Source organism: Trinickia sp., assembly GCF_051954495.1.
In the GTDB taxonomy this organism is placed as follows: Bacteria; Pseudomonadota; Gammaproteobacteria; order Burkholderiales; family Burkholderiaceae; genus Trinickia.
Genome location: NZ_JBQCHR010000097.1, coordinates 1 through 23677, shown reverse-complemented (window position 1 = coordinate 23677; position 23677 = coordinate 1). Strand labels below are relative to the sequence as shown.

Below are 23677 nucleotides of genomic sequence, written 5' to 3'. Positions count from 1 at the left end.
TCCATCAAGTCGAAGATCTCGTCGGACTTCTCGCCCGTGAGGCCGTTCGTCGCCGCGCCCTGGGCGAAGATCTCGCGATGCTGGGCCATCTCCTCGGCCTTCTTCGTACCCATCGCGCGGCGCAGCAAGTCGGCGCCGCCGAGCGAGTAGCCGCCGATGATCTGCGCCATCTGCATCACCTGCTCCTGATAGACCATGATGCCGTAGGTCTCTTTCAGAACAGGCTCGACGCGCGGATCGGGATACTCCACCGTCTCGCGGCCGTGCTTGCGCGCGCAAAAGCTCGGAATCAGATCCATCGGGCCCGGACGGTACAGCGCCACGAGCGCGATGATGTCCTCGAAGCGGTCGGGCTGCGCGTCCTTGAGCATGCCTTGCATGCCGCGGCTTTCCAGCTGGAACACGGCGACCGTATTCGCTTTCTTGAGGATCGAGAACGAAGCCGGATCGTCCAGCGGCACCTGCGCGAGCGACCAGTCCGCCTTGGACGGATCGAGCCGGCGAATGTAGCGCTCGGCCCAATCGAGGATCGTGAGCGTCGTCAAGCCCAAGAAGTCGAACTTGACGAGGCCGACGGCTTCGACGTCGTCCTTGTCGTACTGGCTCACGACGCCGCCGTCGTCGCCTTGCGTGTAGAGCGGACAGAAATCGGTGAGTTTGCCCGGCGCGATCAGCACGCCGCCCGCATGCATGCCGACGTTACGCGTCAACCCTTCGACGCGCTGAGCGAGCTCGAGCAGCTGCCGCACTTCGTCTTCGTTGTCGTTGCGCTCCTGCAGCAGCGGCTCTTCCTTCATCGCATCGGCGATCGTTACGTGCTTGCCCGGCTTGAACGGGATCAGCTTTGCGACGCCGTCGGTGAAGTTGTAGCCCAGGTCCAACACGCGGCCGATGTCGCGCACCGCCGCCTTCGCCGCCATCGTGCCGAACGTCGCGATTTGCGACACCGCATCGGCCCCGTACTTGCCCTTCACGTATTGGATGACGCGATCGCGGCCTTCTTGGCAGAAGTCGATGTCGAAGTCGGGCATCGACACGCGTTCGGGATTCAAGAAGCGCTCGAACAGCAGGTTGTAGCGCAGCGGATCGAGATCGGTGATGCCGAGCGCGTAGGCGACGAGCGAGCCCGCGCCCGAACCCCGGCCGGGCCCTACGGGCACGCCGTTGTTCTTCGCCCAGTTGATGAAGTCCGCCACGATCAGGAAGTAGCCCGGAAAGCCCATCTTGATGATCGTGCCGCACTCGAAATCGAGCCGCTGGTAGTACTTTTCGCGCTCGCGCGAGCGTTCGGCTTCATCGGGGTAAAGCTCGACGAGGCGCTTTTCGAGGCCCTCCTTCGACAACTGAACGAGATAGTCGTCGAGCGACATGCCGTCGGGCGTCGGGAACAGCGGCAGCTTCGGTTTGCCCAGCTCGAGCGTCAGATTGCAGCGCTTGGCGATCTCGACCGTGTTCGCGACGGCGGACGGGATGTCGGCGAACCGTTCAACCATCTCGGCCTGGGTGCAAAAGCGCTGCTCGATCGTGAAGCGCTTCTGGCGGCGCGGGTTCGCGAGGATATCGCCTTCGGAGATGCACACGCGCGCTTCGTGCGCGGTGTAGTCGTCGGCGCTCATGAATTGGATCGGATGCGTGGCGACCACGGGCAACTTCAGCGCCGATGCGAGCGCCACCGCCTGCTGCACGTACGCTTCGCCGCCCGGTTGCCCGAAGCGTTGCAATTCGATGTAGAAGCCGTTCGGAAAGCATGCGGCCCAGCGCTCGGCGTGGCGTTTGGCGGCGTGTTCGTTGCCGGCCGCCAGCGCGAGGCCGATGTCGCCCTGTTGCGCACCCGACAATGCGATCAGACCCTCGCTGAGCGGCGAATCGAGCCAGGCGGCGTCGATCTCCGCGCGACCGCGATATTGATTCGTGAGCCACGCCTTCGTGAGCAGCTCGCACAGGTTCAGATAACCGCGCTGATTCTTGACCAGCAGCAATAAGCGCGAGGGCTTGTCGCGATCGTCGGGATTCATGATCCAGACGTCGCAGCCCGCGATCGGCTTTACGCCGTTGCCGCGGGCTTCCTTGTAGAACCGGACGAGACCGAACGCGTTGGCGAGATCGGTCATGGCGAGCGCGCCCTGACCGTCCTCGGCGGCGGCTTTGACGATGTCGTCAAGCCGCACGATGCCGTCGGCGATCGAGAATTCGGAGTGGACGCGGAGATGGACGAAGCGAGGATCTGACATGGGCCGTATTGTACATCCGGCCTACGTGCCGGCGGCTCGGCCGAACGGCCGATCGAGCCCGCCCGCCGTTTGCGGGATAATAGCGGTTTCGCCGCCGCGCGGCCCGTCGGGGGTTCGCCTCCCAAGCCGCCGCGGCGGCTCGAATCGTCACCGCACCACCATCATGCGTATCGTCAATCTCGCCGCCTACCGTTTCGTCACGATCGACGCCATCGACACCTGGCGCCCGCTGCTCGCCGCAAAGTGCGAAGCGCTGGGCTTGCGCGGCACCATTTTGCTCGCGCCCGAAGGCATCAATCTGTTCATCGCGGGTGCGCCCGAGGCCACTCGCGACTTCATCGACTATCTACGCGGCGATCCGCTCTTCGAAGGCAAATTCGCCGATCTGCAGTTCAAGGAAAGCTACTCTGAAACGCAGCCGTTTCGCCGCATGCTCGTCAAGCGCAAGCGCGAGATCATCACGATGAAAAAGCCCGCGATCAAGCCCGAACTGGGCCGCGCGCCGTTCGTCGACGCCACGACGCTCAAGGGCTGGCTCGATCGAGGCCACGACGACGAGGGCCGGCCCGTCGTCATGCTCGACACGCGCAATGCGTTCGAAGTCGATGTCGGCACATTCGAGCACGCCGTCGATTACCGCATCGAAAAATTCAGCGAATTCCCGAGCGTCGTCGAAGCCCATCGCGAGGACTTCGAAGGCAAGACCATCGTCTCGTTCTGCACCGGCGGCATCCGCTGCGAAAAGGCCGCCATCCACATGAAGGAAGTCGGCATCGATCACGTCTATCAGCTCGAAGGCGGCATCCTCAAGTACTTCGAGGAAGTCGGCGGCGCGCACTACCGCGGCGAATGCTTCGTGTTCGATTACCGCACCTCGCTCAACCCGCAGCTCGAACCGACCGAAACGGTGCAATGCTTCGGCTGTCGCGCCGTCGTGACGCCCGAAGCACAGCACTCGCCCCTCTACACACCCGGCAACACGTGCCCGGCATGTCATCCGAACAAGGACGCGGCGCGCACGGCATGACCGAAGCGCAGGCGCCGCGAAGCGACTACCGCGGACGCTTCGCGCCTTCGCCCACCGGCCGGCTTCATGCGGGCTCGCTCGTCGGCGCGCTCGCGAGCTACCTCGACGCCCGGGCCCACGGCGGCGTCTGGATCGTGCGCATCGAGGATATCGACGGGCCGCGCACCGTACCCGGCGCCGATCAGGCCATCCTTCATACCCTCGCCTGCTTCGGCATGGAAAGCGACGAGCCGCCGCTCTGGCAGAGCACACGCACGGCTCGTTACGCGCAGGCCTTCGAGCGCCTCGAGCAAGCCGGGCTCATTTATCCCTGCGGCTGCACACGCAAGGAGATCGCCGATTCCCTAGCGAGCGTCCACGCGCGGCATACGACGCTCGCCTACCCCGGTACCTGCCGCCACGGCTTGAGGGGCAAAATGCCGCGCGCGTGGCGCCTGCGTGTGCCCGACGGCGCCGACGCGCTGATCGCGTTCGACGATCGCTGGCAGGGCGCGCAAAAGCAGAATCTTGCCGCCGAGGTCGGCGACTTCGTGCTCAAACGCGCGGACGGCCAATGGGCATATCAGCTCGCGGTGGTCGTCGACGACGCCGAGCAAGGCATCACGCATGTGGTGCGCGGCGCGGACCTGCTCGATTCGACGGCCCGGCAGATCTACCTGCAACGCTGCCTCGGCGTGCCGACGCCCGTGTATCTGCACGTGCCCGTCGTCGAGAACGCGCAAGGCGAAAAGCTCAGCAAACAAACCGGTGCGCACGCGCTCGACGAGCGCGATCCGTTGCCGGCGCTCGTCGCCGCCGCCCGGCATTTGGGGCTGTGTCTCGCCGCCGACGCGGATCGGCCAGCCTCCGCCGGAACGTCGCCGATTTCGCAGTACGCGTCGCTCGATGCGTTCTATGCCGATGCCGTCGCGGCATGGGTGCGGCGCTTGGCCGACGTGCCGCGTGCCGGCCGATTGCAAAGGCCGACTTAGCCGTCGCGGAAGATAAAGCTGTACGCGCTCAACGCGGGCGCTCCGCCCAAATGCGCATAGAGCACGCGCGAGCCGGGCTCGAATTCGCCGCGCCGCACCTTGTCGATCATGCCGTGCATGGATTTGCCCTCGTAGACGGGATCGGTCAGCATCCCCTCGGTCCGCGCGCACAGTCGAATCGCCTCCAGCGTGCCCTCGTTCGGCAGGCCGTACTCCGGGCCGCCATAACGGGTATCGAGCACGACGTCGCTCGCCACGATCGGGCGGCCGAGCCCCACGAGTTCGGCCGTATGGTTGGCAATGCGCGTGATCTGCTCGCGCGTGGCGTCGGGTTTCGCCGAGGCATCGATGCCGATGACGCGTTCGCTGCGTCCATCCGCCGCGAAGCCGACCACCATCCCTGCTTGCGTGCTGCCCGTCACCGAGCAAACGACGATGTAGTCGAAGCGGAAGCCGAGCTCGGCCTCCTGCCGACGCACTTCCTCGGCGAACCCGACGAAGCCGAGGCCGCCGAGCGGGTGTTCGGAACAGCCCGCGGGAATCGCATACGGCTTGCCGCCGGCCGCGCGCACGCTCTCGAGCGCGTCCTCCCAGCTTTTGCGGATGCCGATGTCGAAGCCGTCGGGCACGAGGCGCACGTCCGCGCCGAGGATGCGCGACAGTTCGATATTGCCAACGCGGTCGTAGACGGCGTCGTAGTAGTTGACCCAGTTTTCCTGCACGAGAACGCACTTCATGCCCAGATGCGCCGCCACGGCCGCGACCTGGCGCGTTTGGTTCGATTGGATGCCCCCGATCGACACGAGCGTATCGCAGCCCTGCGAGATGGCCTCGGGTACCAGGTATTCGAGCTTACGGGTCTTGTTGCCGCCAAACGCGAGGCCGCTGTTGCAATCTTCGCGCTTCGCATAGAGCTCGACTTTGCCGCCCAGATGTTCGCTCAAGCGTTTGAGCGGTTGGATAGGCGTCGGGCCGAAGGTTAGCGGGTAACGCGGGAATCGCTGCAAATTCATGAAGCCTCCTGTCGGATGGAGTGCGCGCCGATGGGCGCTGTCGGGTATGCGTGGCAAACCGGCCTCATGGCAAGCTGGACACTCGGAGGCACAGGCAAAAAAGCGTTCGCGCACGGCAAAATGATAAGCAAGCGGCGACGAAATGAGCTTGCGAAATTAAATGCCGTGACTTACTTTGAATCCACGGCCTGACCGCTTAACTTAATTAACCTGCATCAATTTAAAAATGTGCGCAACGAAATTGCATGACGGAACTCGCACGAATTCCCGGCCCCGGCGTTCGACATCCCGCGCGAGCGCACGCAACGTGACGCCCGCGCCAGAAGCGGCCACTTCCCTGTCGCTCGACCGGATCGACCGCGCGATTCTCAAGCAATTGCAGCGAGATGCATCGATTTCGAATGTCGCGCTGGCGGCAAAGGTGAAGCTCAGCGCGCCGGCGTGTTTGCGGCGCGTCGAACGGCTCAAAGAGATGGGTTTGATTCGGAGCGTCGTTGCCCTACTCGAGCCGAAAGCGGTCGGCGCGGGGATGCTCGTCGTGATCGGCATCGTGCTCGATCGATCGACGCCCGATGCCTTCGCCGCATTCGAACAAGCGGCGCGCAATGTCTCGGGATGTATGGAGTGCCACGTCGTGACGGGCGAGTTCGATTACTTCATGCTCGTGCGCACGCGCGACAGCGAGAGCTTCAATCGCTTGCACGCAGAGCAGCTGCTCTATCTGCCGGGCGTGCGGCAGATTCGCTCGTTCATGGTGCTCAAGGAAATTTTATCGACGACGGAGTTTCCGATCTGATGCCGAAAACGTCCCGCCGCCCTACGTCCCAGGCTAGCTTGCCCGCGGTACGGATAAGCCGTTACCGTTAGGACGACGAACTATTGCGACGCGGCATGCCGAACCCGCCAAGCAATGCGGCAAGCGGCTGCTTGGGCGCTTTCGATGCGGCGGCCTCGGGCTTCTTCGTTTCTTCTTCCTTGCGCGAAGAAGGCGACGGCTCGTACGGTTTCAAGAAGAAATCGTCGACCGGTGCATGGTTCGCGCGATAGCTCGTCCGCTCGTGCCCGCCCGTACGGCGTCGGCCCGAGCGATCGTCGCGATCGCGCCGGCCGTGTTCCTCGCGCGCGCGGTGCACCGGCGCGGCCACGACGAGCTGCTGCACTTGCAGCGGCCTTTTGATCAGTTTCTCGATATCGGCGAGTTGCTTGCGTTCGTTATGACTGCACAGGGAAAGCGCATCGCCCGACGCGCCCGCGCGGCCCGTGCGGCCGATCCGATGCACGTAGTCTTCCGCGTTGAACGGCAGATCGAAATTGATAACGGCAGGCAGTTCGGCGATGTCGAGCCCGCGGGCCGCCACATCTGTGGCCACGAGCGCCTCGATTTCACCGCGCTTGAACGCGTCGAGCGCCTGCATCCGCTCGTTTTGCGTCTTGTCGCCGTGAATCGCCGAGGCCACCACGCCGTCGCGCTCGAGCAGCCGCGCCAGCCGGCTCGCGCCGATTTTGCTGTTGCAGAAAACGATCACTTGCTTGAGCCCGCGCTCTCGAATGAGTTGCACCACGGCCCCTTGCTTGTCGCCTTCCGCGACTTCGTAGACGATCTGCGTCACGTTCGCGGCGGTCGAGTTGCTGCGCGCAACCTCGATCGTCTGCGGGTTGCGCAGGTAGGTCGACGCCAGCTTTTTGATTTCGGGAGAGAACGTTGCCGAGAAAAGGAGCGTTTGCCGCTCTTTGGGCAGCAGGTTCAAGATGCGCTGCAGATCGGGCAAAAAGCCCATGTCGAGCATACGGTCGGCCTCGTCCAGCACGAGGATCTGCACCTGACCGAGGTTGGCCGTTTTTTGCTGCACGTGATCGAGCAACCGGCCCGGCGTAGCGATCAGGATCTCGACGCCTCGCCGCAGTTCCGCCGATTGCGGATTCATGTCGACGCCGCCGAACACCACCGCGCTGCGCAGCGGCGTGTGCTTCGCATACGACTGCACGTTCGCGGCGACTTGATCGGCCAGCTCGCGCGTGGGCGTGAGAATCAGGGCGCGAACCGGGTGGCGCGCGGGCGAGGCGCTCGTACTGGCGCTGGGCAGCAAGCGCTGGATGATCGGCAGCGAAAAGCTCGCCGTCTTGCCGGTGCCGGTCTGCGCGGCGCCCATGACATCGCGGCCGGACAAGACGACCGGGATCGCCTCGGCCTGGATGGGCGTCGGTGTGGAGTAGCCCTGCTCGGCGACGGCCCGCAAGATGTCGGGGGCGAGACCGAATTGGTCGAAAGTCGCGGTAGTAGGCGTGACAGCGGGATCGGACATGGTGGCGTTCGCTAAAAATGCGCTACAAGGCGCTGCGTCGTTCAAGCGCGCGGCGGCGGCCGCACAGCCGCTCGATGAAGATCGACGTGAAGGCGGAGCCACGGCACGTCTAGCGCGTTCGCGCTGGGTGACGCCCGCTAGGCCGCGCTTCGCGCGTGGCCGGCTCCAACCGGCGGACGCTCCGCCGGAAAGGCCGGTATTGTAGCACCGCAAGGTTGCAGGGGACGTGCCCGAGCCGATCGGGCCGCCGGGGGCGCGCCGATCGAACCCTAAACAAACCCCATTCCGAGTCTTTCAGCCGGTGCGGGACGACCGCGCCGTACGCATCAGCGCCCCGATACGGGCCGTACCGCGGCCGCGGCCGCCAGCGCGCGCTCGCGCGCCTGGTCGATATCCGCGCCGGTCGCAACCGCCACGCCCATCCGCCGTTTCTTGAAGCTTTCAGGCTTGCCGAACAAGCGCAAGTCGACGCCCGGCACGGCGAGCGCCTCGCTCACTCCTTCGAATGCGATGCCCGCTTCCTCCAGAGCGCCGTAGACGACGGCCGACGCACCGGGCGCGAGCAGCGTGGTATCGACGGGCAAGCCGAGAATCGCACGCGCGTGCAGTTCGAACTCGGACAAACGCTGCGAGCGCAGCGTCACGAGCCCCGTGTCATGCGGACGCGGGCTGACTTCGGAGAACCAGACTTCATCGCCGCGCACGAACAGTTCGACGCCGAACACGCCTCGCCCGCCCAGCGCGCCCGTGACGCGTTCGGCGATTTCCTTGGCGCGCGCGAGCGCGGCCGGCGACATCGGCTGAGGCTGCCACGACTGGACGTAATCGCCGTCGACCTGCAAATGGCCGATCGGCTCGCAAAACGAGGTCTGCACCGTGCCGCTCGCGGGATCGACGGCCCGCACGGTCAACAGCGTGATTTCGTAATCGAATGTGATGAACCCTTCGACGATGACGCGTCCTACGTTGACGCGGGCGCCCGCGGTCGCGTATTGCCACGCGTGCTCGATGTCGCCCTCGCCGCGCACGACCGACTGCCCCTTACCCGAAGAGGACATCACGGGCTTGACGACGCAGGGATAGCCGATGCGTGCGATCGCCTCCTTGAAGGCCTCCAGCGAATCGGCGAACGCGTACGGCGACGTGGGCAAGCCCAGCGTTTCGGCGGCCAAGCGGCGGATGCCCTCGCGATTCATCGTGAGTTGCGTCGCACGCGCGGTGGGGATGACTTCGGCCAAGCCCTGCGCTTCGATGTCGGCGAGCGCATCGGTGGCGATCGCCTCGATCTCGGGCACGATCAGGTGCGGCCGCTCGGCCTTAACGAGCGCCTTGATCGCTTGCCCGTCGGTCATGTCGATCGTATGGGCGCGATGCGCCACTTGATGACCGGGCGCATTCGGGTAGCGATCGACGGCGATGACTTCCACGCCCAGGCGCTGCAGCGCGATGATGACTTCCTTGCCGAGCTCGCCCGCGCCGAGCAGCATGACGCGCGTGGCCGAGGGCGAGAGCGGCGTGCCGATCCGTTGACCGATCTGCATGGCGAATCCCGTATGCGATTGAAAGGAAAGAGGGCGATGTTAACACGTGCGCGCGGCGTATTCGGCTTGCAAGCGAGCCGCGCCGCCCGCGTTGGCCGATCGGCCGGCGCGGCGCCTTGCATCGACTGCTCGCGCGGTGCGACAGGAGTGCGTTACCCTTACGCCTTCGCCAGTTAAACAAGAAGGTTCGGGGCCATGTCGAATCCACTCACTGCACCGCCACGCGGCACTCCGCGGGCGCGCCTGGCGCTGCGCGCGGGCGTGCTCGCGGCGGCGCTCACCGTCGCGGCCTGCGCGATGCCGACGCATCCCGACTCCGAGGCGGGCCCGAGCAACCCCCTGAATCCCGCCGCCGTGCAATTGCTCGATAACACGAGCTGGGTGCTTCGAACCGTCCAAACGAGCGATGGTCACTCCGTGCTCGACGTCCCGGCCGACAAAGCGGCCGCGCCCACGCTGACGCTCGACACCCGCTCCGGCGAGCGCCGCGCAAGCGGCTTCGCGGGCTGCAATCGATTTGGGGGCGCCTACACGCTGACGAGCGGCAAGCTCGGCTTCGGCCCCTTGGCCGCCACGCGCATGGCCTGCGGCGAAAACGCCGATCGCATCGAGCGCGTCTATCTCGATGCCCTGGCGCACGCCGACGCGACGCTCGTGCAGATGCAGGCCCCGCAGCAAATGCGGATCATCGCGACGACAGGCGTTACGCTCACCTTCGCACGCGCGGATCGATGACGCGCCCTGCGCGCCTTTCTCGAACGTTTCACCCTTTAGCATGCATACGGTAGTTTTCGGCTGGTTCGGCGTCTCGGTCATCTGGTTCGTGCCCCTGGCCTTGCGTCTCGCGATCGCGGCGTTCATGCGCGAGCCCGAGGCGCGGGGACGGGGCACGATCCGGCTTTGGCTCGGCTTCTTGGGCGTCTTCGCCTCGAGCTGCGCACTCGAAGCGGCGCTGGCGCCACACACGGGTAACGCGCTCGGGCACACGCTGCTCGGGGTCGCGACGCGCGCGCTCGGCCGCGGCACGTTCTTCGTCCTCCCCGCGCTATGGTTGGCGTCGCTGCCCTGGCTCGTCGGTTTCCGCTGGCGTGCGGTCCTCCAATGGGCCGACCGCGCCTTCGGACTCGGCCTCAATCTGCGGCCCGCCGCCCCCAAGTCCAAGCCCGCCAACGCGCCGCGCGACGAGGAGCCGCGCGCCGTACGGGGGCTCGGCTCGTCTATCGTCCGCACGAGCACGACCAATACCATGGCGCCAAAACCGACGGGGCGCTACGCGCGACCGACCGCCTGGAAGCCGCCGGCCGTTGCAAGCGGAAAGACCCGCGCGGGCATGGCAAACGCCAAGCCGCTCGAACCGATCGCTTCGGGGCGCACGGCTCAGCGCCATGCCTCTTGGGCCGCGGACGACCCCGCACGCCCCGCACGCCCAGGCCGTCCGGCGCCGAACGTATCGAACGTGCCGAGCGTCACGAACCTGCCTCATCTGCCAAGCGCCGCTCTCCCATCGAGTCAGACGAGTTCGCCCACCCAACGGCACCGTTCGCCGCCTTCGCCCAACCCGAGCACGCGGCCGGCAGCCGCACCGGTTCCATCCTCGGCCGGGGGCGGTGCGGTCCCGAGTTCGATGGGTTCCGCCGGATTGCGCGGGGCTCACGCGTCCTCGGTGTCGTTAGGCGCCGCGGCGACCGCGGCAAGCGCCTCGCCGGCCCCGATACCGTCGGTGGGCCACCCGGCGGCGACGCAGAGCGCCGAGCCGCCGCTCCGCGGGCGTTCGCCCACGCCGCCCGTCGCACGCGTCGTGTCCGTCGAGTCGGCTCACCGCGCTTCGCCCGCCACCGAGCCGACGCCGGGCGTGCTCGAAACATTGCGCGCAATCGAAGCGAATGCCGCCCAGTGGACAGCGCTTGCGGGCTCCAGTCTAGCGCGCCGCGGTGCGGCGCCCACATCGCGAACAGCCTCGCCCGAAGGCCCGCAAACGCCCTCGGAGCCCAGCACGCCGACCGCAAACACGCCGTTGGCGCATAAACAGGAGGAGTCGCGCACGGTCGACGAAACAGCGGCCGACGAGCCGCGCGAATACAGCCCCGCCGAATCGGCAGCGATACAACCGCCCCGAGCCTCGCAAGAAATGGCGGACGAGCCTGGGGAACCGTTGAACGCGCACGACGTGGCCGCGGCGACCGAAGCGCCAAGCGCTCCGGCTACCAGCGATGCGACGCACGCAACCGGCATCGCCGCGGCGACACCGCCGTGGGCCGACGATCATACGGCGGACCAACTCGGCACCGCCGAGGAACCGGCTCCGCCCGTTGCCGCACCGGTGCTGCTCGAACTCCCATCGACGCCTCGTCCGGAATCTTCCGCGGCGCCGATCGCCGCTCCGACCGCCGTTGCAACGCACCCCGAGACCGACTCCGAGTCTCGGCCCGAGCCCACGACGGCCGAACCCGCGCCGCGCCCCCAGCCGCGCGGACACACGGGCGCGGAGTTCACCTTCCATGCGCCCGCGGCGTCGGCCGTGGAGTTGCCGGCGCTCGACCTCTTGGAGCCCGCCTCGGCCGAAACCGAAGAGATTCCCGCCGAGCGTCTCGCGCAAACAGGCCAGCTGATCGAGCAGCGTCTGCAGGAATTCAAGGTCCCCGTCACGGTCGTCGGCGCGTCGGCGGGCCCCGTCATCACGCGTTTCGAGATCGAACCGGCGCTCGGCGTACGTGGCAGCCAGATCGTCGGCCTCATGAAGGATTTGTCGCGCGGGCTGGGCCTCACGTCGATTCGCGTCGTCGAAACGATTCCCGGCAAAACCTGCATGGGCCTCGAGTTGCCGAATGCGAAACGGCATACGATCCGGCTCTCCGAGATTCTCGCCGCCGACGCCTACCGCCATTCCGCATCCAAGCTCACGATCGCGATGGGCAAGGACATCACGGGCCATCCGATCGTCACGGATCTTGCCAAGGCGCCGCACATGCTCGTAGCCGGCACGACGGGATCGGGCAAGTCGGTCGCGATCAATGCGATGATCGTCTCGCTGCTGTTCAAGGCGACGCCCGAGGAAGTGCGGATGATCATGATCGATCCGAAGATGCTCGAGCTGTCGGTCTACGAAGGCATTCCGCACCTGCTCGCGCCCGTCGTCACCGACATGAAGCTCGCGGCGAACGCATTGAATTGGTGCGTGGGCGAGATGGAAAAGCGCTATCGCCTCATGTCGGCCGTCGGCGTGCGCAACTTGGCGGGCTTCAATCAAAAGCTGCGCGACGCGCAGGCCGCGGGCAAGAAGATCGGCAATCCGTTCTCGCTGACGCCCGAGGCGCCCGAACCGCTCTCGCCGTTGCCGCTGATCGTCGTCGTCATCGACGAGCTCGCCGATCTGATGATGGTGGCCGGCAAGAAGATCGAAGAGTTGATCGCGCGGCTCGCCCAAAAGGCACGCGCGGCCGGCATTCATTTGATTCTCGCCACGCAGCGGCCGTCCGTCGACGTCATCACGGGACTCATCAAGGCAAACATCCCGACGCGGGTGGCGTTCCAGGTTTCGTCGAAAATCGATTCGCGCACGATTCTCGATCAAATGGGCGCCGAATCGCTGCTAGGGCAAGGCGACATGTTGTTCCTGCCTCCGGGCACCGGCTATCCGCAGCGCGTGCACGGTGCGTTCGTTGCCGACGAGGAAGTGCATCGCGTCGTGGAGCATCTGAAGCAGTTCGGTGAACCCGAGTACGAGGAAGGTATTCTCGACGGCCCCGCGACCGAAGGGGCTGCTCAAGACCTGTTCGGCGATGCGCCAGACGCCGAAGCCGACCCGCTCTACGACGAAGCCGTCGCGTTCGTCGTGCGCACGCGTCGCGCCTCGATCTCGGCCGTGCAGCGGCAGTTGCGGATCGGCTACAACCGCGCGGCGCGCCTCGTCGAGCAGATGGAGGCCGCGGGACTCGTCTCGTCGATGGGTATCAACGGCAGCCGCGAAGTGCTGGCGCCGCCCAGCTCGGATGCCTGACGGTTTTCTCCGGAGGACTGACGACGAACGTCCGCGCGATCAGAACTCGTACCGCGCCCAAAAGAACGCGACGTCTCCCTTGTTGAGTCCGCCTAGGCGAGGAATGAACGTGGCCATCGCCGAGACCTTGCGATAGCGCAGCGAAGCGACCGGGAGCGCGATCGGCAGCGGCGCGTAGTGCGCGACGTCGTCGCGCGCGGTCGCCCCAACGAAATATCCGCCGCCGAGCGACAAGCCGCCCAGCACGGGCCCGGTATACCACTGCCGTGCGTACCCGGCGATGGGCTCGAGATGGTCATGCGAGTCGAGAAAAACAAACGCGAAGACGATGTCTTCGTTGCCGTTCGCATCGGTCCAGTGCTTGCCCGCTCCGCCGCCCCACGAACGCGCGTTCAACGCGGCGCGACGGCTGTCCGAATAGCCGTCGATATGCCAGCCGTAGCCCGTGAGATACAAGTCCCACGATCCGTCGGTCGCCGCGCGCACGACGCGCCGGCACCCCGCCGCATACCACGCTTGCCCGTCGCCGCATTCTGCCGCCGCCTGCGGCGCCATCGACGCCAGCGCGAGGACCCCGCAGGCGGCACGCGCTACGGCGAGAGCGCGCCTGGCGGCGAGCCAGGCAACGGCACGCGCGCAAGGAGCTCTCATCGACACACTCTCCCATTGCTTCAACGCTCGTAAAACGTGCGCGTCGATTGCAAGAACTAGCGGTATCCATCATAGGCGTCCGAACGCATATCGGTTCAAACGCGCGTGTCCCGCCGTACAGAAGAGAAGCCATGTACGAGTCGGCACGGCTATTGCAACATGGTTGGAATCATCATCCCCTGCCGCCCCGCCCCCCGTGAGGCGGTAGCTTTGAGCCTACGTGCTTGCTCTGACTCGTAGGCTCTCTTTGTTTTTCGAGGCGGGTGCGCCGCGGCAGGTCGCGCGCGCGTGCGTCAGGACGAAGGCGTGAACTTGAAGTCGACGGGCGAGCCTATGTCAAGGCGCGTAGGCTGCGCCAGCAGCCCCGTGGCCGGATCGCGCCGGAATACGTAGGCCGTATCGCTATCTTGATTGCCGACGATGAGCCAACGGCCCGTCGGATCGATCGCAAACTCGCGAGGCGTGCGTCCGAGCGTCGATTGCCGGCCGACAAGCTTGGGCAACCCGTCGTAGGGATCGATCGAGAAGATCACGATTTCGTTGGCGTCGCCACGGTTCGTTGCATAGAGAAACTTGCCGTCGGCAGACAAGTGAATCGCACCCGCCCCATTCTTGCCTTTGAACCCGGGCGCGGCGAGCGTCAAGGTTTTGAGCGGCGTAAGCCGCCCGTTGGTATATTGCAAGGCCGTGACCGTGCCGGCCAGCTCGCTCGTCAGATAGGCGTAGCGCCCGGCGGCATCGAACACGAGGTGACGCGGGCCCGATCCGGGCGGCATCGGCACATAGCCTTCGGGCGTCGGACTCACGAGGCCGCCTCTGCTGTCGCTCGTGTAACGGTACTCGTAGAGCTTGTCGGCGCCAAGGTCCTGGGTAAAGAGGTAGCGGCCGTCCGGCGTGAAGACCGTCGAGTGCACATGCGCATTGTCCTGCCGCCCTTTTACCGGCCCACCGCCCGTATGGTGCACGACAAGCGCGGCCGCGCCGACTCGCCCGTCGTCCAGCAGCGGAAAGACGGCAAAACTGCCGCCCGGATCCGCCGCCACGGAATAATTTGCCGCGAGCAGATAGCGGCCGTCGGGCGAGAAACTCAGGTAGCAAGGGTCGTTGCCTTCGGACGAAACGCGGTTGACGAACGTCAACCGGCCGGAACTCGGCTCGAACGTAAAGGCGCTGATGCCGCCGCGCTCGGTCGCGGGTCCTGTGTCCCCGGGCAGCTCGTTCACGGCGTAGACATGGCGCGCATCTCGCGAGACGACGAGGTATGAAGGATTGACCGTTTCTACCGACGAAATAGGGCTGGCTTGGCCCGTGGCCGAATCGAAGCGGTAGACATGGATACCTTTGCTTTTTCCGCCGGTCGTGTAGGTGCCGACGAGCAAATCGTAGACGGGCCCGCCGGCGGGCGCCATGTTGCTCTGTGCAGACGCTGACGCCGCGCTAAAGGCGCATGCGAGCACGAAACCTTTGAACCAGTCGCACGCTCTTATTGAACATGCGCGCGACGGCGCTGCATCGACGATGCGAGTCATAAAAAAGGAGCCGTTATGAATATTTCAGTCAGTTTGGGGCCGCTCGCCGCGCTCATCGCGGGCATTCTGATCCTGGTCGCGCCGCGACTGTTGAACTACATCGTCGCGCTCTACCTGATCATCATCGGGCTGATCGGGTTGCTCGGGCCGGGCACGCACTCACTGCATCTGTGAGCGCGCACCGGCTAGGCGAAGGCTCAACCGTTGACGAGCTGATCGAGCCGCAGCTTGCCTTGCAGCGACAAACCGCCAACCGCATAGTGACCGTCACCGTCCCGGTGACGCGTAAAGCATGCCCGCTCGATCAGGAACGCGGCGGCGGTTTCCATGCCGTTGCGGGTCAGACCGAGCGTGCGGGGATCGAGATGAAGCAAGGCGTTCTCGCCCAGCTCGCGTGCTGCGGAAAGGATCGTGATGCAATCGCCCTTCGACGGATTCAGCATGGCGTCAATTCTCGCTAAGAGTGATGATGACAGGCGCATTGATGGCCGTTTGCGCGACACGCTAGTGCATGGTTCGTTGTATCGGACGCGCTCGGCCGGAATCCCCGAACTCCGATTGTAGCCAGCGAATTTGCGCCGTGGCAACGCGAAATCGTTTTCGCCCCGATCCGCCATTCACGGCCCGGCCTTTGCACAGCCCAGCGCGCGAACGTGTACATTGACGCGCATCCGCGATCGCTTTCGTATCGGCATTCGCACGGAGAGGAGAAATCCCGAGACCATGCCTGCTCACATCGAAGACTATGCACTCGTGGGCGACGGCCATACGGCCGCGCTCATCTCGCGAGAAGGATCGGTCGATTGGCTCTGCTGGCCGCGCTTCGATTCGGCCGCATGCTTCGCCGCGCTGCTCGGCTCCGATCGACATGGCGCGTGGCGCATCGCGCCCGCGGGGGACGCGCCGGTCAAACATACGCGACGCTACCGGGACGGCACGCTCGTGCTCGAAACCGACCACGAAACGCCTGACGGCATGGTGACCGTCACCGATTTCATGCCCCCCGGCAACGGCCACTCGGCGCTCGTGCGCATCGTCGAAGGCAAGCGCGGCACGGTGCCGATGTCGATGCAGCTCACGCTGAGGTTCGACTACGGCCTTTCGGTGCCGTGGGTGACGCAGCTGCCGCACGGCGGAGGCATCAAGGCCGTGGCGGGCCCCGATACGGTCGTGCTGCGCACGCCGATCGAGTTGCACGGCGAGAATATGCACACGGTGGCCGAATTTACCGTTTCCGAAGGCGAGCGCGTGCCGTTCGTCCTCGCCTACTCGGTTTCGCATCATCGGTTGCCGCCCACGAAGGATCCCTTCGCCGCCCTCGAACAGACCGAACGGCATTGGCGCGAATGGATCGCGAAATTCGACGTCAAAGGGCGCTATTCCGAGACGATCCGCCGTTCGCTGATCACGCTCAAAGCGCTTGCGTACGATCCGACGGGCGGTATCGTCGCCGCGCCCACGACCTCGCTCCCCGAACGCTTGGGCGGCTCGCGTAACTGGGACTATCGATACTGCTGGCTGCGCGATGCAACGATCACGCTGCTCGCGCTCATGCGTTGCGGCTTCTACGACGAAGCCCGCGCGTGGCGCGTGTGGCTCGAGCGCGCGCTCGCCGGCTCGCCCGCGCAAGCGCAAATCATGTACGGCGTGGCCGGCGAGCGCCGTCTGCCCGAAATGGAGATCGATTGGCTGCCGGGCTATGAAGGCGCGCAGCCCGTGCGTATCGGCAACAAGGCGGTCGGTCAGCTGCAGCTCGACGTCTACGGCGAAGTCATGAACGCGCTGCACTTGGCGCGCGTGGGCGGGTTGCATGCCGACGAAGCGGTATGGGCCCTGCAATGCGTGATGCTCGAACATCTGGAGACGGTCTGGGCCGAACCCGACGAAGGGTTGTGGGAAGTGCGCAGCGGCCCGCGCCAATTCACGTTTTCGAAGGTCATGGCGTGGGTGGCCTTCGATCGCGGAATCCGCTCCGCAGAAAAATTCAACCTGCCCGCGCCGCTCGATCGCTGGCGCGCGCTGCGCGACCATATTCACGCCGATGTCTGCGACAAAGGATGGAGCACCGAACGCGGAACGTTCACCCAGGTGTACGGCGGGGACGAACTCGATGCGAGTCTGCTGCTGATGCCGCTCGTCGGGTTCTTGCCGCCCACCGACCCGCGCGTTGCATCGACGATGGCGGCCATCGAGCGGGACCTGACCTTCGAAGGGTTCGTGCGCCGTTACCGCACGCACAAGGTAGACGACGGACTTCCTCCGGGCGAAGGCACGTTCCTAGCCTGCAGCTTTTGGATGGTCGATAACCTTGCGCTGCAAGGGCGCATGGACGAGGCGCACGCCATGTACGAGCGGCTGGCGGGCCTGGTGAACGACGTCGGCCTGCTCTCGGAGGAATACGACCCGCAAACCAAACGTTTCACGGGCAATTTCCCGCAGGCGTTTTCTCATGTCGCGCTCGTTCACACGGGGCTCAATCTCATGCGACACGAAGAATCGATCGCCCGGGCGACGGGCCACCCCGGGTCGCACCAGCCGGAATCGGGCCTCGACGTCGATAGCGAAGCGATTTGAATACGATCAAGCCCCATTTATGCGCGGCGCATGAGCTTCCACGCGCATGAATTTTGCCGGGGAGGCATGCGCACCTGCCTGAGCGCTCGCCTATATCGGCAGGCGGGGGGCAACGCCGTATCGGGGAAAACACCGGGCGGGCGGGCAAATTGCTGCATTGCACATAACAGCGTTTCTCCTTTATCATCAATTAAGTAGTACTGCCACGAGCATCCGTTCGGACATCCAGCCGCGACGCCGAGCGCCGCATTTTTTTAGCCCCGTCCCTACCCCGCGGGAGCCCCACATCATGCTTTACCAGTTTTACGAGTTTCAGCGCGCGCTTCTGAGCCCCTTGACGGCCTGGGCGCAGGCTGCCTCGAAATCGTTCGCCAATCCGGCGAGCCCCCTCGCCTATGTGCCGGGCGCGACGCGGCTTTCCGCGGGCTACGAGTTGCTTTACCGCTTGGGTAAGGATTACGAAAAACCCGAATTCAACATTCATCAAATCGTCAAAGACGGCCACAACATTCCGATCATCGAACAAACGATCGTCGAAAAGCCGTTTTGCCGTCTGCTGCGCTTCAAGCGGTTCGCCGACGACAGCGATGCGGTCGCGCAATTGAAGGACGAGCCCGTCGTGCTCGTCTGCGCGCCGCTGTCGGGCCACCATTCCACGCTTCTGCGCGACACCGTGCGCACGCTGCTGCAGGATCACAAGGTCTACATCACCGACTGGATGGATGCGCGCATGGTCCCGCTCGAGGACGGCCCGTTCCACCTCGACGATTACGTGGCGTACATTCAAGAATTCATCCGCCATATCGGCGCGAAGAACTTGCACGTGCTGTCCGTCTGCCAGCCGACGGTGCCGGTGCTTGCCGCTATTTCGCTGATGGCGAGCCGCGGCGAGGACACGCCGCGCACCATGACGATGATGGGCGGCCCGATCGACGCGCGGCGCAGCCCCACGTCGGTCAATTCGCTGGCGATGCAGCACTCGTATGCCTGGTTCGAGAACAACGTGATCCACACGGTGCCGTCGAACTATCCGGGCTTCGGCCGCCACGTCTACCCGGGCTTCCTGCAGCATTCGGGCTTCGTCGCGATGAACCCCGAGCGTCACGCGGCATCGCACTGGGATTTCTATCAAAGCCTGATGCGCGGCGACGAGGAAGACGCCGAAGCGCACCGCCGTTTCTACGACGAGTACAACGCGGTGCTCGACATGGCCGCCGAGTACTACCTCGACACGATCCGCATCGTGTTTCAGGAGTTCAGCCTGGCGGAAGGCACTTGGGAAATCGACGGCGAGCTCGTGCGGCCGCAAGACATCAAAAATACGGCGCTTTTCACGATCGAAGGCGAGCTCGACGATATCTCCGGCTGCGGGCAGACGCGTGCGGCGCACGACCTGTGCACCGGCATCCCCGAGAAGCATAAGCATCATTTCACGGCGGAAAAGTGCGGCCATTACGGCATCTTCTCGGGCCGCCGCTGGCGCACGATCATCTATCCGCAATTGCGCGATTTCATCCTCGAGCACAACAAGGAAACGAAACGCGCCCGCGAACCCGTGGAGGCGTAACCGTGCGCGCCGCCCCACGGCGGCGCGCCGCCATGCAAGCCAAGTAGGCGGATTGCGCCTAACCCCGCCTACTTGCGCATCAGATACGCGAGCAGCAGCTCCGTGTTCATGCTCACCAACTCGCCGCGTTCGGCCGGCGTACTGAAGTCGCGGCCCAGCGTGGCCTCGAGCGTGAATCGATTCGATACGCTGTAGTAGCCGAGGCCCGACAGCGCAACATAGAACCGCAGCGGGTCGACGTTGGCCCGGAACAGCCCCGCGCGCTGCCCACGGTCGAGGATCGACGAAAGCGTCGCCACCATCGGCGAAATCATTTCACGAATTCGCGGCGATTTTTGCAGGTAGCGCGCTTCGTGCAGATTTTCGTTATTGATGAGGCGCAGCAAATCGGGATGATCGCGGTAGTAGTCCCACACGAAATGTGCGAGCCGCGTGATGGCCTCGATGGGGGCGACGCCGTTCAAATCGAGGGTTTTTTCCGCCTCCGTCAATGCGGAGAACGCATGCTCGAGTACCGCCGTGAATAGCTGCTCCTTGCTACCGAAGTAGTAATAGAGCATCCGCTCGTTCGTCTCCGCGCGCCGGGCAATTTGGTCGACGCGCGCGCCGAACAAACCACCATTTGCGAACTCTTCGGCGGCCGCGAGCAGAATACGGCGCCGCGTTCCCTCCGGATCTCTTTTGATTTTCAATTGATTCATGGTGGCCTTTTTGCTTCGTGAGCCGCGTTGCCCCGTCACGCCGCCGGCCCTCCTTGGTCCCACGCCGGCAATGTGAACGAGCGCGCCGTTTTTTTGGGAAACACCCTGCGCCTCGTGCGAAAAAGCGCTTCGATTATGGCACATGGGCCACCGATGGCAATCGGGGAAATCGGCGATAATGCGCTCTTTTCCCGCACGCGAAGCGCACCCGCGGCCGCCCTTTCGATCGCGCCCGCCCCACGCGGTCCTTCCGAGGGCCCTGCCCAAGCGCCGCTCGCGTGCTCAAGATGTGCTCAACGTGACCGATCGTGTGACTCTCGCAGACCGCCTAGAGGATCTGCTCCCGCAAACGCAATGCACGAAGTGCGGCTATGCCGGCTGCCGGCCATACGCCGAGGCCGTCGCCCAAGGCGATGCGCTCTACAACCAATGCCCGCCGGGCGGCGCACAAGGCGTCGCACGCCTTGCCGCTTTGCTCGGCAAACCCGTCATCCCCCTGAACCCCGAGAACGGCGAGGAGCGCCCCCGCCCGCTCGCCGTCATCGACGAGACCGTCTGCATCGGCTGCACGCTCTGCATGCAGGCCTGCCCCGTCGATGCGATCGTCGGGGCGCCCAAGCTCATGCACACGGTCGTCGCCGCGCTTTGCACCGGCTGCGATCTGTGCGTACCGCCGTGCCCCGTCGACTGCATTTCGATGACGCCCGTGACGGGCGAGCGCACCGGCTGGGACGCCTGGAGCCAAGCGCAGGCCGATGCGGCCCGGCAGCGGCACGAACGGCGTACCGGGCGCCTCGAACGCGAACGGGAAGCGGCGCAGGCGCGCGCCGCGGCACGGCGCGCCGAAGCCGCAGCCAGCCCGCGCGAGGCGCCGACGAGCCGGCCGGAGGACGACGAGGCCGCCAAAAAGCGCGCCATCATCCAAGCCGCGCTCGAACGCGCGCGCCAGAAGAAAGATGCGCTAGCAGCGCAAGGGCTCGGCCCGAAGAATGTGGCGAACGTCAGTGAGCAGGTGCAGGCGCAGATCGACGCGGCCGAGGCGCGCCGGCGCAAGCTGGACGCTGCAGCGCAAACGAGCAGCGAGCCACCGGGCAGGCCGCGCTCGGACCGCGCCGGCGCCCACGATGCATCTGCCGAGCCGCCCCCGGGGAAGCGCCCCGGCAACGATGCGCCTTCGCGCTCCGGCGACGGCCGCTAAGCCTTCCCACTCCTCATTGCGCCGCATGAACGCCCAAAAACGACGCGCCATCTACGAGACGCTGCAAAGCCTGAATCCGCACCCGACCACGGAGCTCGAATACACCACGCCGTTCGAGCTCTTGATCGCCGTCATGCTGTCGGCGCAGGCCACCGATGTCTCGGTGAACAAGGCCACCCGAAAGATGTACCTCGTGGCGAACACACCGCAAGCGATGCTGGAACTCGGCGAGGCGGGCGTGGCCGACTACATCAAAACGATCGGGCTTTATCGGACCAAGGCGAAGAACGTCATCGCGACGAGCCGCATCCTGCTCGAGCAATACGGCGGCGAGGTGCCGGCCGAGCGCGAGGCGCTCGAGGGCTTGCCGGGCGTGGGCCGCAAGACGGCGAACGTGGTGCTCAACACCGCGTTCGGGCAACCCACGATAGCGGTCGATACGCATATCTTTCGCGTGTCCAATCGCACCGGCCTCGCGCCGGGCAAGGATGTCCGCGCCGTCGAATCGGCGCTCGAAAAATTCACGCCGGCCGAGTTCCGCCACGACGCCCATCACTGGCTGATTCTGCACGGACGCTATGTCTGCAAGGCTCGCCGGCCCGAATGCTGGCACTGCGCGATAGAGCCGCTCTGCGAATTCAGGCCGAAAACGCCCCCGCCTGAACTTTGACGGCAGCGGACGCCGGCCTCCCCCTTTGCACAGGCGCCCGCACGAGCGCGCCGCCAGGCGTGCTTGCCTCAAAGATTGGCCTCGAGCGAGACGGCGTCCTCGCGAGGGCCGCCGCCCGCGCGCACGAGCCACAACACGGCCGAAAGCACAGCGGCGCCCCCGAGCCATTGCAGCGGCGTCAGTCGCTCGCCGAGCAATACCGCCGCGAGTAAGACGGTGACCATGGGCTCGAGCGTCGAGAGCATCGACGTACGCGCCGCGCCGAGCCGCGTCAGGCCCGCGAAGAAAGCAAGCATGGCCGTCACCGTCGAGACGAGCGCGATCGCGACGACCGCGCCCCATGCAAGAGCCGAGGAGGGGAATCGAGGCGGCGCGCCCGAAATGCCGCGCACGAGCGCGATCGTGCAAAACACCGCCGCGGCGGACAAGCAGACGACGGCGGTCGTCGCCAGCGGGTCGACGCCACGCGTCAGCCGGGCGCCGGCGACGATGTAAAGCGAATAGACGACGGCCGCCAGCAGCCCCAATGCGACGCCGAGCGGTTCTCCATGGCCGCTCCCCACCATCAACGCCGAGCCGGCCAGACACAGGGCCAACGCCCCGCCCTTCATCAGCGTGAGGCGCTCGCCGAGCCAGCACGCCGCCAGCACCGTGACGAACGCCGGGTACAGGTAGAGCAGCAGCGCGACGAGACTCGCTTGCGCGTGCTGCAGCGCAACGAAATAGCAAAGCGACTGCCCGACATAGCCGATCGCCCCCATGGCGACGATGCCCGCAAGCGCGCGCCCCCGCGGCCATACGACGCCGCGCCGGCGCGCCACCGCGGCGAGCAGTCCCCCGCCGATGAGGAACCGCAGCGTCAACAGGCCGAGCACGTCCGTGCCGCCGGCGTAGGCGAGACGTCCGAAGATCGCCATCGCGCCGAATGCGCTGGCGGACAACGCGACGAATAGGGCGCCACGCAACGTATCGGCGCTCGGGGAGGTGTCGGAGGCAGGCATCGAATTTCGTATTGTCGTTTCCGCCGGCGCTCGCGTGCTTGCCTATCGCAGGAAGGCGCGGCCGACGTTGGGTTGGGCCCGTGGATTCTAACTGTCCGCCGGCGTTCGACGGCAAACGACCCTACCGGCGCAGCGTAAAATATCGGATTGGCCGCAACGAGCGCACTTATTTCTTGGCGCGAAGCGGCGCCCTCCTAAGGTCGATCTCCACGATGTTCAATCCCAGCCGCGACGAAGTCCGACGCTTTTTCATCGATACCTGGCGCAAGCAGCGCGCGGGCGGCATCCTCACGCCGCTCGAGGCGATAGCGGCGGATTGGATCGTCGAACACCCCGAGTACCACGACGAACTCGCCGACGAAGCGACGGCAGCCGCCGACTACTCGCCGGAGGCAGGGCGGACGAACCCCTTCTTGCACCTATCGATGCATTTGGCGATCAGCGAGCAGCTTTCGATCGATCAGCCCCCCGGCATCCGCGCGGCGCACGAGCGGCTGGCGGCCAGACTCGGATCGACGCACGAGGCGCAGCACGCCATTATGGAATGTCTCGGCGAGACGATTTGGGAAGCCCAGCGCAGCAACACGCCCCCCGATACCGACGCCTATCTGGCCCGCATCGAGCGGCGTGCGTCGAAAGATTGAGCACTGCGACACGTTGTCGCACCCAAGGTTTTGTGCAAAAAAATACCCCGCCTAAGCGG

Annotated in this window: 20 protein-coding genes; 11 read left to right on the top strand and 9 right to left on the bottom strand. The window is 65.5% G+C overall.

Annotated features, from left to right (window positions below):
• Positions 1-2231: DNA polymerase III subunit alpha (gene dnaE / locus ACTHNR_RS13670; RefSeq protein ID WP_440548203.1), on the bottom strand; the 2231-nt coding region annotated here is incomplete at its 3' end.
• A gap of 163 nt (positions 2232-2394) precedes the next feature.
• Between dnaE and ACTHNR_RS13665 the strand changes: the two genes are divergently transcribed.
• The gene (locus tag ACTHNR_RS13665; protein WP_440548202.1) at positions 2395-3258 is read left to right on the top strand and encodes a sulfurtransferase; all 864 of its coding nucleotides are present in this window, start codon (positions 2395-2397) and stop codon (positions 3256-3258) included.
• On the top strand, positions 3255-4229 hold the full coding sequence (gene gluQRS / locus ACTHNR_RS13660; RefSeq protein ID WP_440548204.1) for a tRNA glutamyl-Q(34) synthetase GluQRS: 975 nt from the start codon (positions 3255-3257) through the stop codon (positions 4227-4229). Before ACTHNR_RS13665 ends, gluQRS begins: the two co-directional genes overlap by 4 nt.
• On the opposite strand, the gene ACTHNR_RS13655 is transcribed toward gluQRS, so the two are convergent.
• On the bottom strand, positions 4226-5242 hold the full coding sequence (locus tag ACTHNR_RS13655) for a 1-aminocyclopropane-1-carboxylate deaminase (protein WP_440548201.1): 1017 nt from the start codon (positions 5240-5242) through the stop codon (positions 4226-4228). The two genes, gluQRS and ACTHNR_RS13655, sit on opposite strands and share 4 nt — an antisense overlap.
• Positions 5243-5468: 226 nt before the next feature.
• Between ACTHNR_RS13655 and ACTHNR_RS13650 the strand changes: the two genes are divergently transcribed.
• Entirely contained in the window at positions 5469-6038 is a 570-nt protein-coding gene (locus ACTHNR_RS13650; protein WP_440548200.1) for an Lrp/AsnC family transcriptional regulator, read from the top strand.
• A gap of 67 nt (positions 6039-6105) precedes the next feature.
• On the opposite strand, the gene ACTHNR_RS13645 is transcribed toward ACTHNR_RS13650, so the two are convergent.
• Both ACTHNR_RS13645 and purT read right to left on the bottom strand, forming a co-directional pair.
• The gene (locus ACTHNR_RS13645) at positions 6106-7545 is read right to left on the bottom strand and encodes a DEAD/DEAH box helicase (protein ID WP_440548199.1); all 1440 of its coding nucleotides are present in this window, start codon (positions 7543-7545) and stop codon (positions 6106-6108) included.
• 326 nt (positions 7546-7871) lie between these two features.
• Positions 7872-9086: a formate-dependent phosphoribosylglycinamide formyltransferase gene (purT, locus tag ACTHNR_RS13640; RefSeq protein WP_440548198.1), complete on the bottom strand. Its 1215-nt coding sequence runs from the start codon at positions 9084-9086 to the stop codon at positions 7872-7874.
• Between the two features lie 195 nt (positions 9087-9281).
• Here purT and ACTHNR_RS13635 point away from each other — a divergent pair, with 195 nt between their 5' ends.
• Both ACTHNR_RS13635 and ACTHNR_RS13630 read left to right on the top strand, forming a co-directional pair.
• Complete coding sequence (locus ACTHNR_RS13635) at positions 9282-9821, top strand: META domain-containing protein (protein ID WP_440548197.1); 540 nt, start codon at positions 9282-9284, stop codon at positions 9819-9821.
• 40 nt (positions 9822-9861) lie between these two features.
• Entirely contained in the window at positions 9862-13083 is a 3222-nt protein-coding gene (locus ACTHNR_RS13630) for a DNA translocase FtsK (RefSeq protein ID WP_440548196.1), read from the top strand.
• A 39-nt stretch (positions 13084-13122) separates the two neighbouring features.
• On the opposite strand, the gene ACTHNR_RS13625 is transcribed toward ACTHNR_RS13630, so the two are convergent.
• Complete coding sequence (locus ACTHNR_RS13625; RefSeq protein WP_440548195.1) at positions 13123-13734, bottom strand: antimicrobial peptide resistance and lipid A acylation PagP; 612 nt, start codon at positions 13732-13734, stop codon at positions 13123-13125.
• Between the two features lie 293 nt (positions 13735-14027).
• The gene (locus tag ACTHNR_RS13620) at positions 14028-15263 is read right to left on the bottom strand and encodes a lactonase family protein (RefSeq protein WP_440548194.1); all 1236 of its coding nucleotides are present in this window, start codon (positions 15261-15263) and stop codon (positions 14028-14030) included.
• Between the two features lie 15 nt (positions 15264-15278).
• On the opposite strand from ACTHNR_RS13620, the gene ACTHNR_RS13615 reads away from it, so the two are divergent.
• Positions 15279-15437 carry a DUF3096 domain-containing protein gene (locus ACTHNR_RS13615; RefSeq protein WP_440548193.1) on the top strand — a complete coding sequence of 53 codons (159 nt, stop codon included), beginning with the start codon at positions 15279-15281 and terminating at the stop codon, positions 15435-15437.
• 23 nt (positions 15438-15460) lie between these two features.
• On the opposite strand, the gene ACTHNR_RS13610 is transcribed toward ACTHNR_RS13615, so the two are convergent.
• A complete protein-coding gene (locus tag ACTHNR_RS13610) occupies positions 15461-15706 on the bottom strand; it encodes a hypothetical protein (protein WP_440548192.1) in 246 nt (81 codons plus the stop codon).
• 280 nt (positions 15707-15986) lie between these two features.
• Here ACTHNR_RS13610 and ACTHNR_RS13605 point away from each other — a divergent pair, with 280 nt between their 5' ends.
• Together ACTHNR_RS13605 and ACTHNR_RS13600 are read left to right on the top strand one after the other, a co-directional pair.
• Positions 15987-17837 (top strand): glycoside hydrolase family 15 protein, encoded by a 1851-nt coding sequence (locus tag ACTHNR_RS13605; RefSeq protein ID WP_440548191.1) that lies wholly within the window; start codon positions 15987-15989, stop codon positions 17835-17837.
• A 289-nt stretch (positions 17838-18126) separates the two neighbouring features.
• Complete coding sequence (locus ACTHNR_RS13600; protein WP_440548190.1) at positions 18127-19404, top strand: polyhydroxyalkanoate depolymerase; 1278 nt, start codon at positions 18127-18129, stop codon at positions 19402-19404.
• Between the two features lie 68 nt (positions 19405-19472).
• Here the strand turns inward: ACTHNR_RS13600 and ACTHNR_RS13595 are convergent, their stop codons facing one another.
• On the bottom strand, positions 19473-20105 hold the full coding sequence (locus ACTHNR_RS13595) for a TetR/AcrR family transcriptional regulator (RefSeq protein WP_440548189.1): 633 nt from the start codon (positions 20103-20105) through the stop codon (positions 19473-19475).
• Positions 20106-20403: 298 nt separating this feature from the next.
• Between ACTHNR_RS13595 and rsxB the strand changes: the two genes are divergently transcribed.
• On the top strand, positions 20404-21303 hold the full coding sequence (rsxB, locus tag ACTHNR_RS13590) for an electron transport complex subunit RsxB (protein ID WP_440548188.1): 900 nt from the start codon (positions 20404-20406) through the stop codon (positions 21301-21303).
• 25 nt (positions 21304-21328) lie between these two features.
• Positions 21329-21973 (top strand): endonuclease III, encoded by a 645-nt coding sequence (nth, locus tag ACTHNR_RS13585; RefSeq protein ID WP_440548187.1) that lies wholly within the window; start codon positions 21329-21331, stop codon positions 21971-21973.
• A gap of 68 nt (positions 21974-22041) precedes the next feature.
• Here nth and ACTHNR_RS13580 read toward each other — a convergent pair whose 3' ends face one another.
• Complete coding sequence (locus ACTHNR_RS13580) at positions 22042-22974, bottom strand: DMT family transporter (protein WP_440548186.1); 933 nt, start codon at positions 22972-22974, stop codon at positions 22042-22044.
• A gap of 212 nt (positions 22975-23186) precedes the next feature.
• Between ACTHNR_RS13580 and ACTHNR_RS13575 the strand changes: the two genes are divergently transcribed.
• Entirely contained in the window at positions 23187-23618 is a 432-nt protein-coding gene (locus ACTHNR_RS13575; RefSeq protein WP_440548185.1) for a DUF1841 family protein, read from the top strand.
• Positions 23619-23677 lie beyond the last annotated feature (59 nt).

What these genes read in the sequence shown, in the direction of transcription:
- ACTHNR_RS13645 (WP_440548199.1), bottom strand. Translation starts at nt 7,545, where the DNA reads ATGTCCGATCCCGCTGTCACGCCTACTACCGCGACTTTCGACCAATTC.
- ACTHNR_RS13580 (WP_440548186.1), bottom strand. Translation starts at nt 22,974, where the DNA reads ATGCCTGCCTCCGACACCTCCCCGAGCGCCGATACGTTGCGTGGCGCC.
- nth (WP_440548187.1), top strand. Translation starts at nt 21,329, where the DNA reads ATGAACGCCCAAAAACGACGCGCCATCTACGAGACGCTGCAAAGCCTG.
- ACTHNR_RS13620 (WP_440548194.1), bottom strand. Translation starts at nt 15,263, where the DNA reads ATGACTCGCATCGTCGATGCAGCGCCGTCGCGCGCATGTTCAATAAGA.
- ACTHNR_RS13665 (WP_440548202.1), top strand. Translation starts at nt 2,395, where the DNA reads ATGCGTATCGTCAATCTCGCCGCCTACCGTTTCGTCACGATCGACGCC.
- ACTHNR_RS13575 (WP_440548185.1), top strand. Translation starts at nt 23,187, where the DNA reads ATGTTCAATCCCAGCCGCGACGAAGTCCGACGCTTTTTCATCGATACC.
- gluQRS (WP_440548204.1), top strand. Translation starts at nt 3,255, where the DNA reads ATGACCGAAGCGCAGGCGCCGCGAAGCGACTACCGCGGACGCTTCGCG.
- ACTHNR_RS13655 (WP_440548201.1), bottom strand. Translation starts at nt 5,242, where the DNA reads ATGAATTTGCAGCGATTCCCGCGTTACCCGCTAACCTTCGGCCCGACG.
- ACTHNR_RS13610 (WP_440548192.1), bottom strand. Translation starts at nt 15,706, where the DNA reads ATGCTGAATCCGTCGAAGGGCGATTGCATCACGATCCTTTCCGCAGCA.
- ACTHNR_RS13595 (WP_440548189.1), bottom strand. Translation starts at nt 20,105, where the DNA reads ATGAATCAATTGAAAATCAAAAGAGATCCGGAGGGAACGCGGCGCCGT.
- ACTHNR_RS13630 (WP_440548196.1), top strand. Translation starts at nt 9,862, where the DNA reads ATGCATACGGTAGTTTTCGGCTGGTTCGGCGTCTCGGTCATCTGGTTC.
- ACTHNR_RS13635 (WP_440548197.1), top strand. Translation starts at nt 9,282, where the DNA reads ATGTCGAATCCACTCACTGCACCGCCACGCGGCACTCCGCGGGCGCGC.
- ACTHNR_RS13615 (WP_440548193.1), top strand. Translation starts at nt 15,279, where the DNA reads ATGAATATTTCAGTCAGTTTGGGGCCGCTCGCCGCGCTCATCGCGGGC.
- ACTHNR_RS13625 (WP_440548195.1), bottom strand. Translation starts at nt 13,734, where the DNA reads ATGAGAGCTCCTTGCGCGCGTGCCGTTGCCTGGCTCGCCGCCAGGCGC.
- ACTHNR_RS13600 (WP_440548190.1), top strand. Translation starts at nt 18,127, where the DNA reads ATGCTTTACCAGTTTTACGAGTTTCAGCGCGCGCTTCTGAGCCCCTTG.
- purT (WP_440548198.1), bottom strand. Translation starts at nt 9,086, where the DNA reads ATGCAGATCGGTCAACGGATCGGCACGCCGCTCTCGCCCTCGGCCACG.
- ACTHNR_RS13605 (WP_440548191.1), top strand. Translation starts at nt 15,987, where the DNA reads ATGCCTGCTCACATCGAAGACTATGCACTCGTGGGCGACGGCCATACG.
- ACTHNR_RS13650 (WP_440548200.1), top strand. Translation starts at nt 5,469, where the DNA reads ATGTGCGCAACGAAATTGCATGACGGAACTCGCACGAATTCCCGGCCC.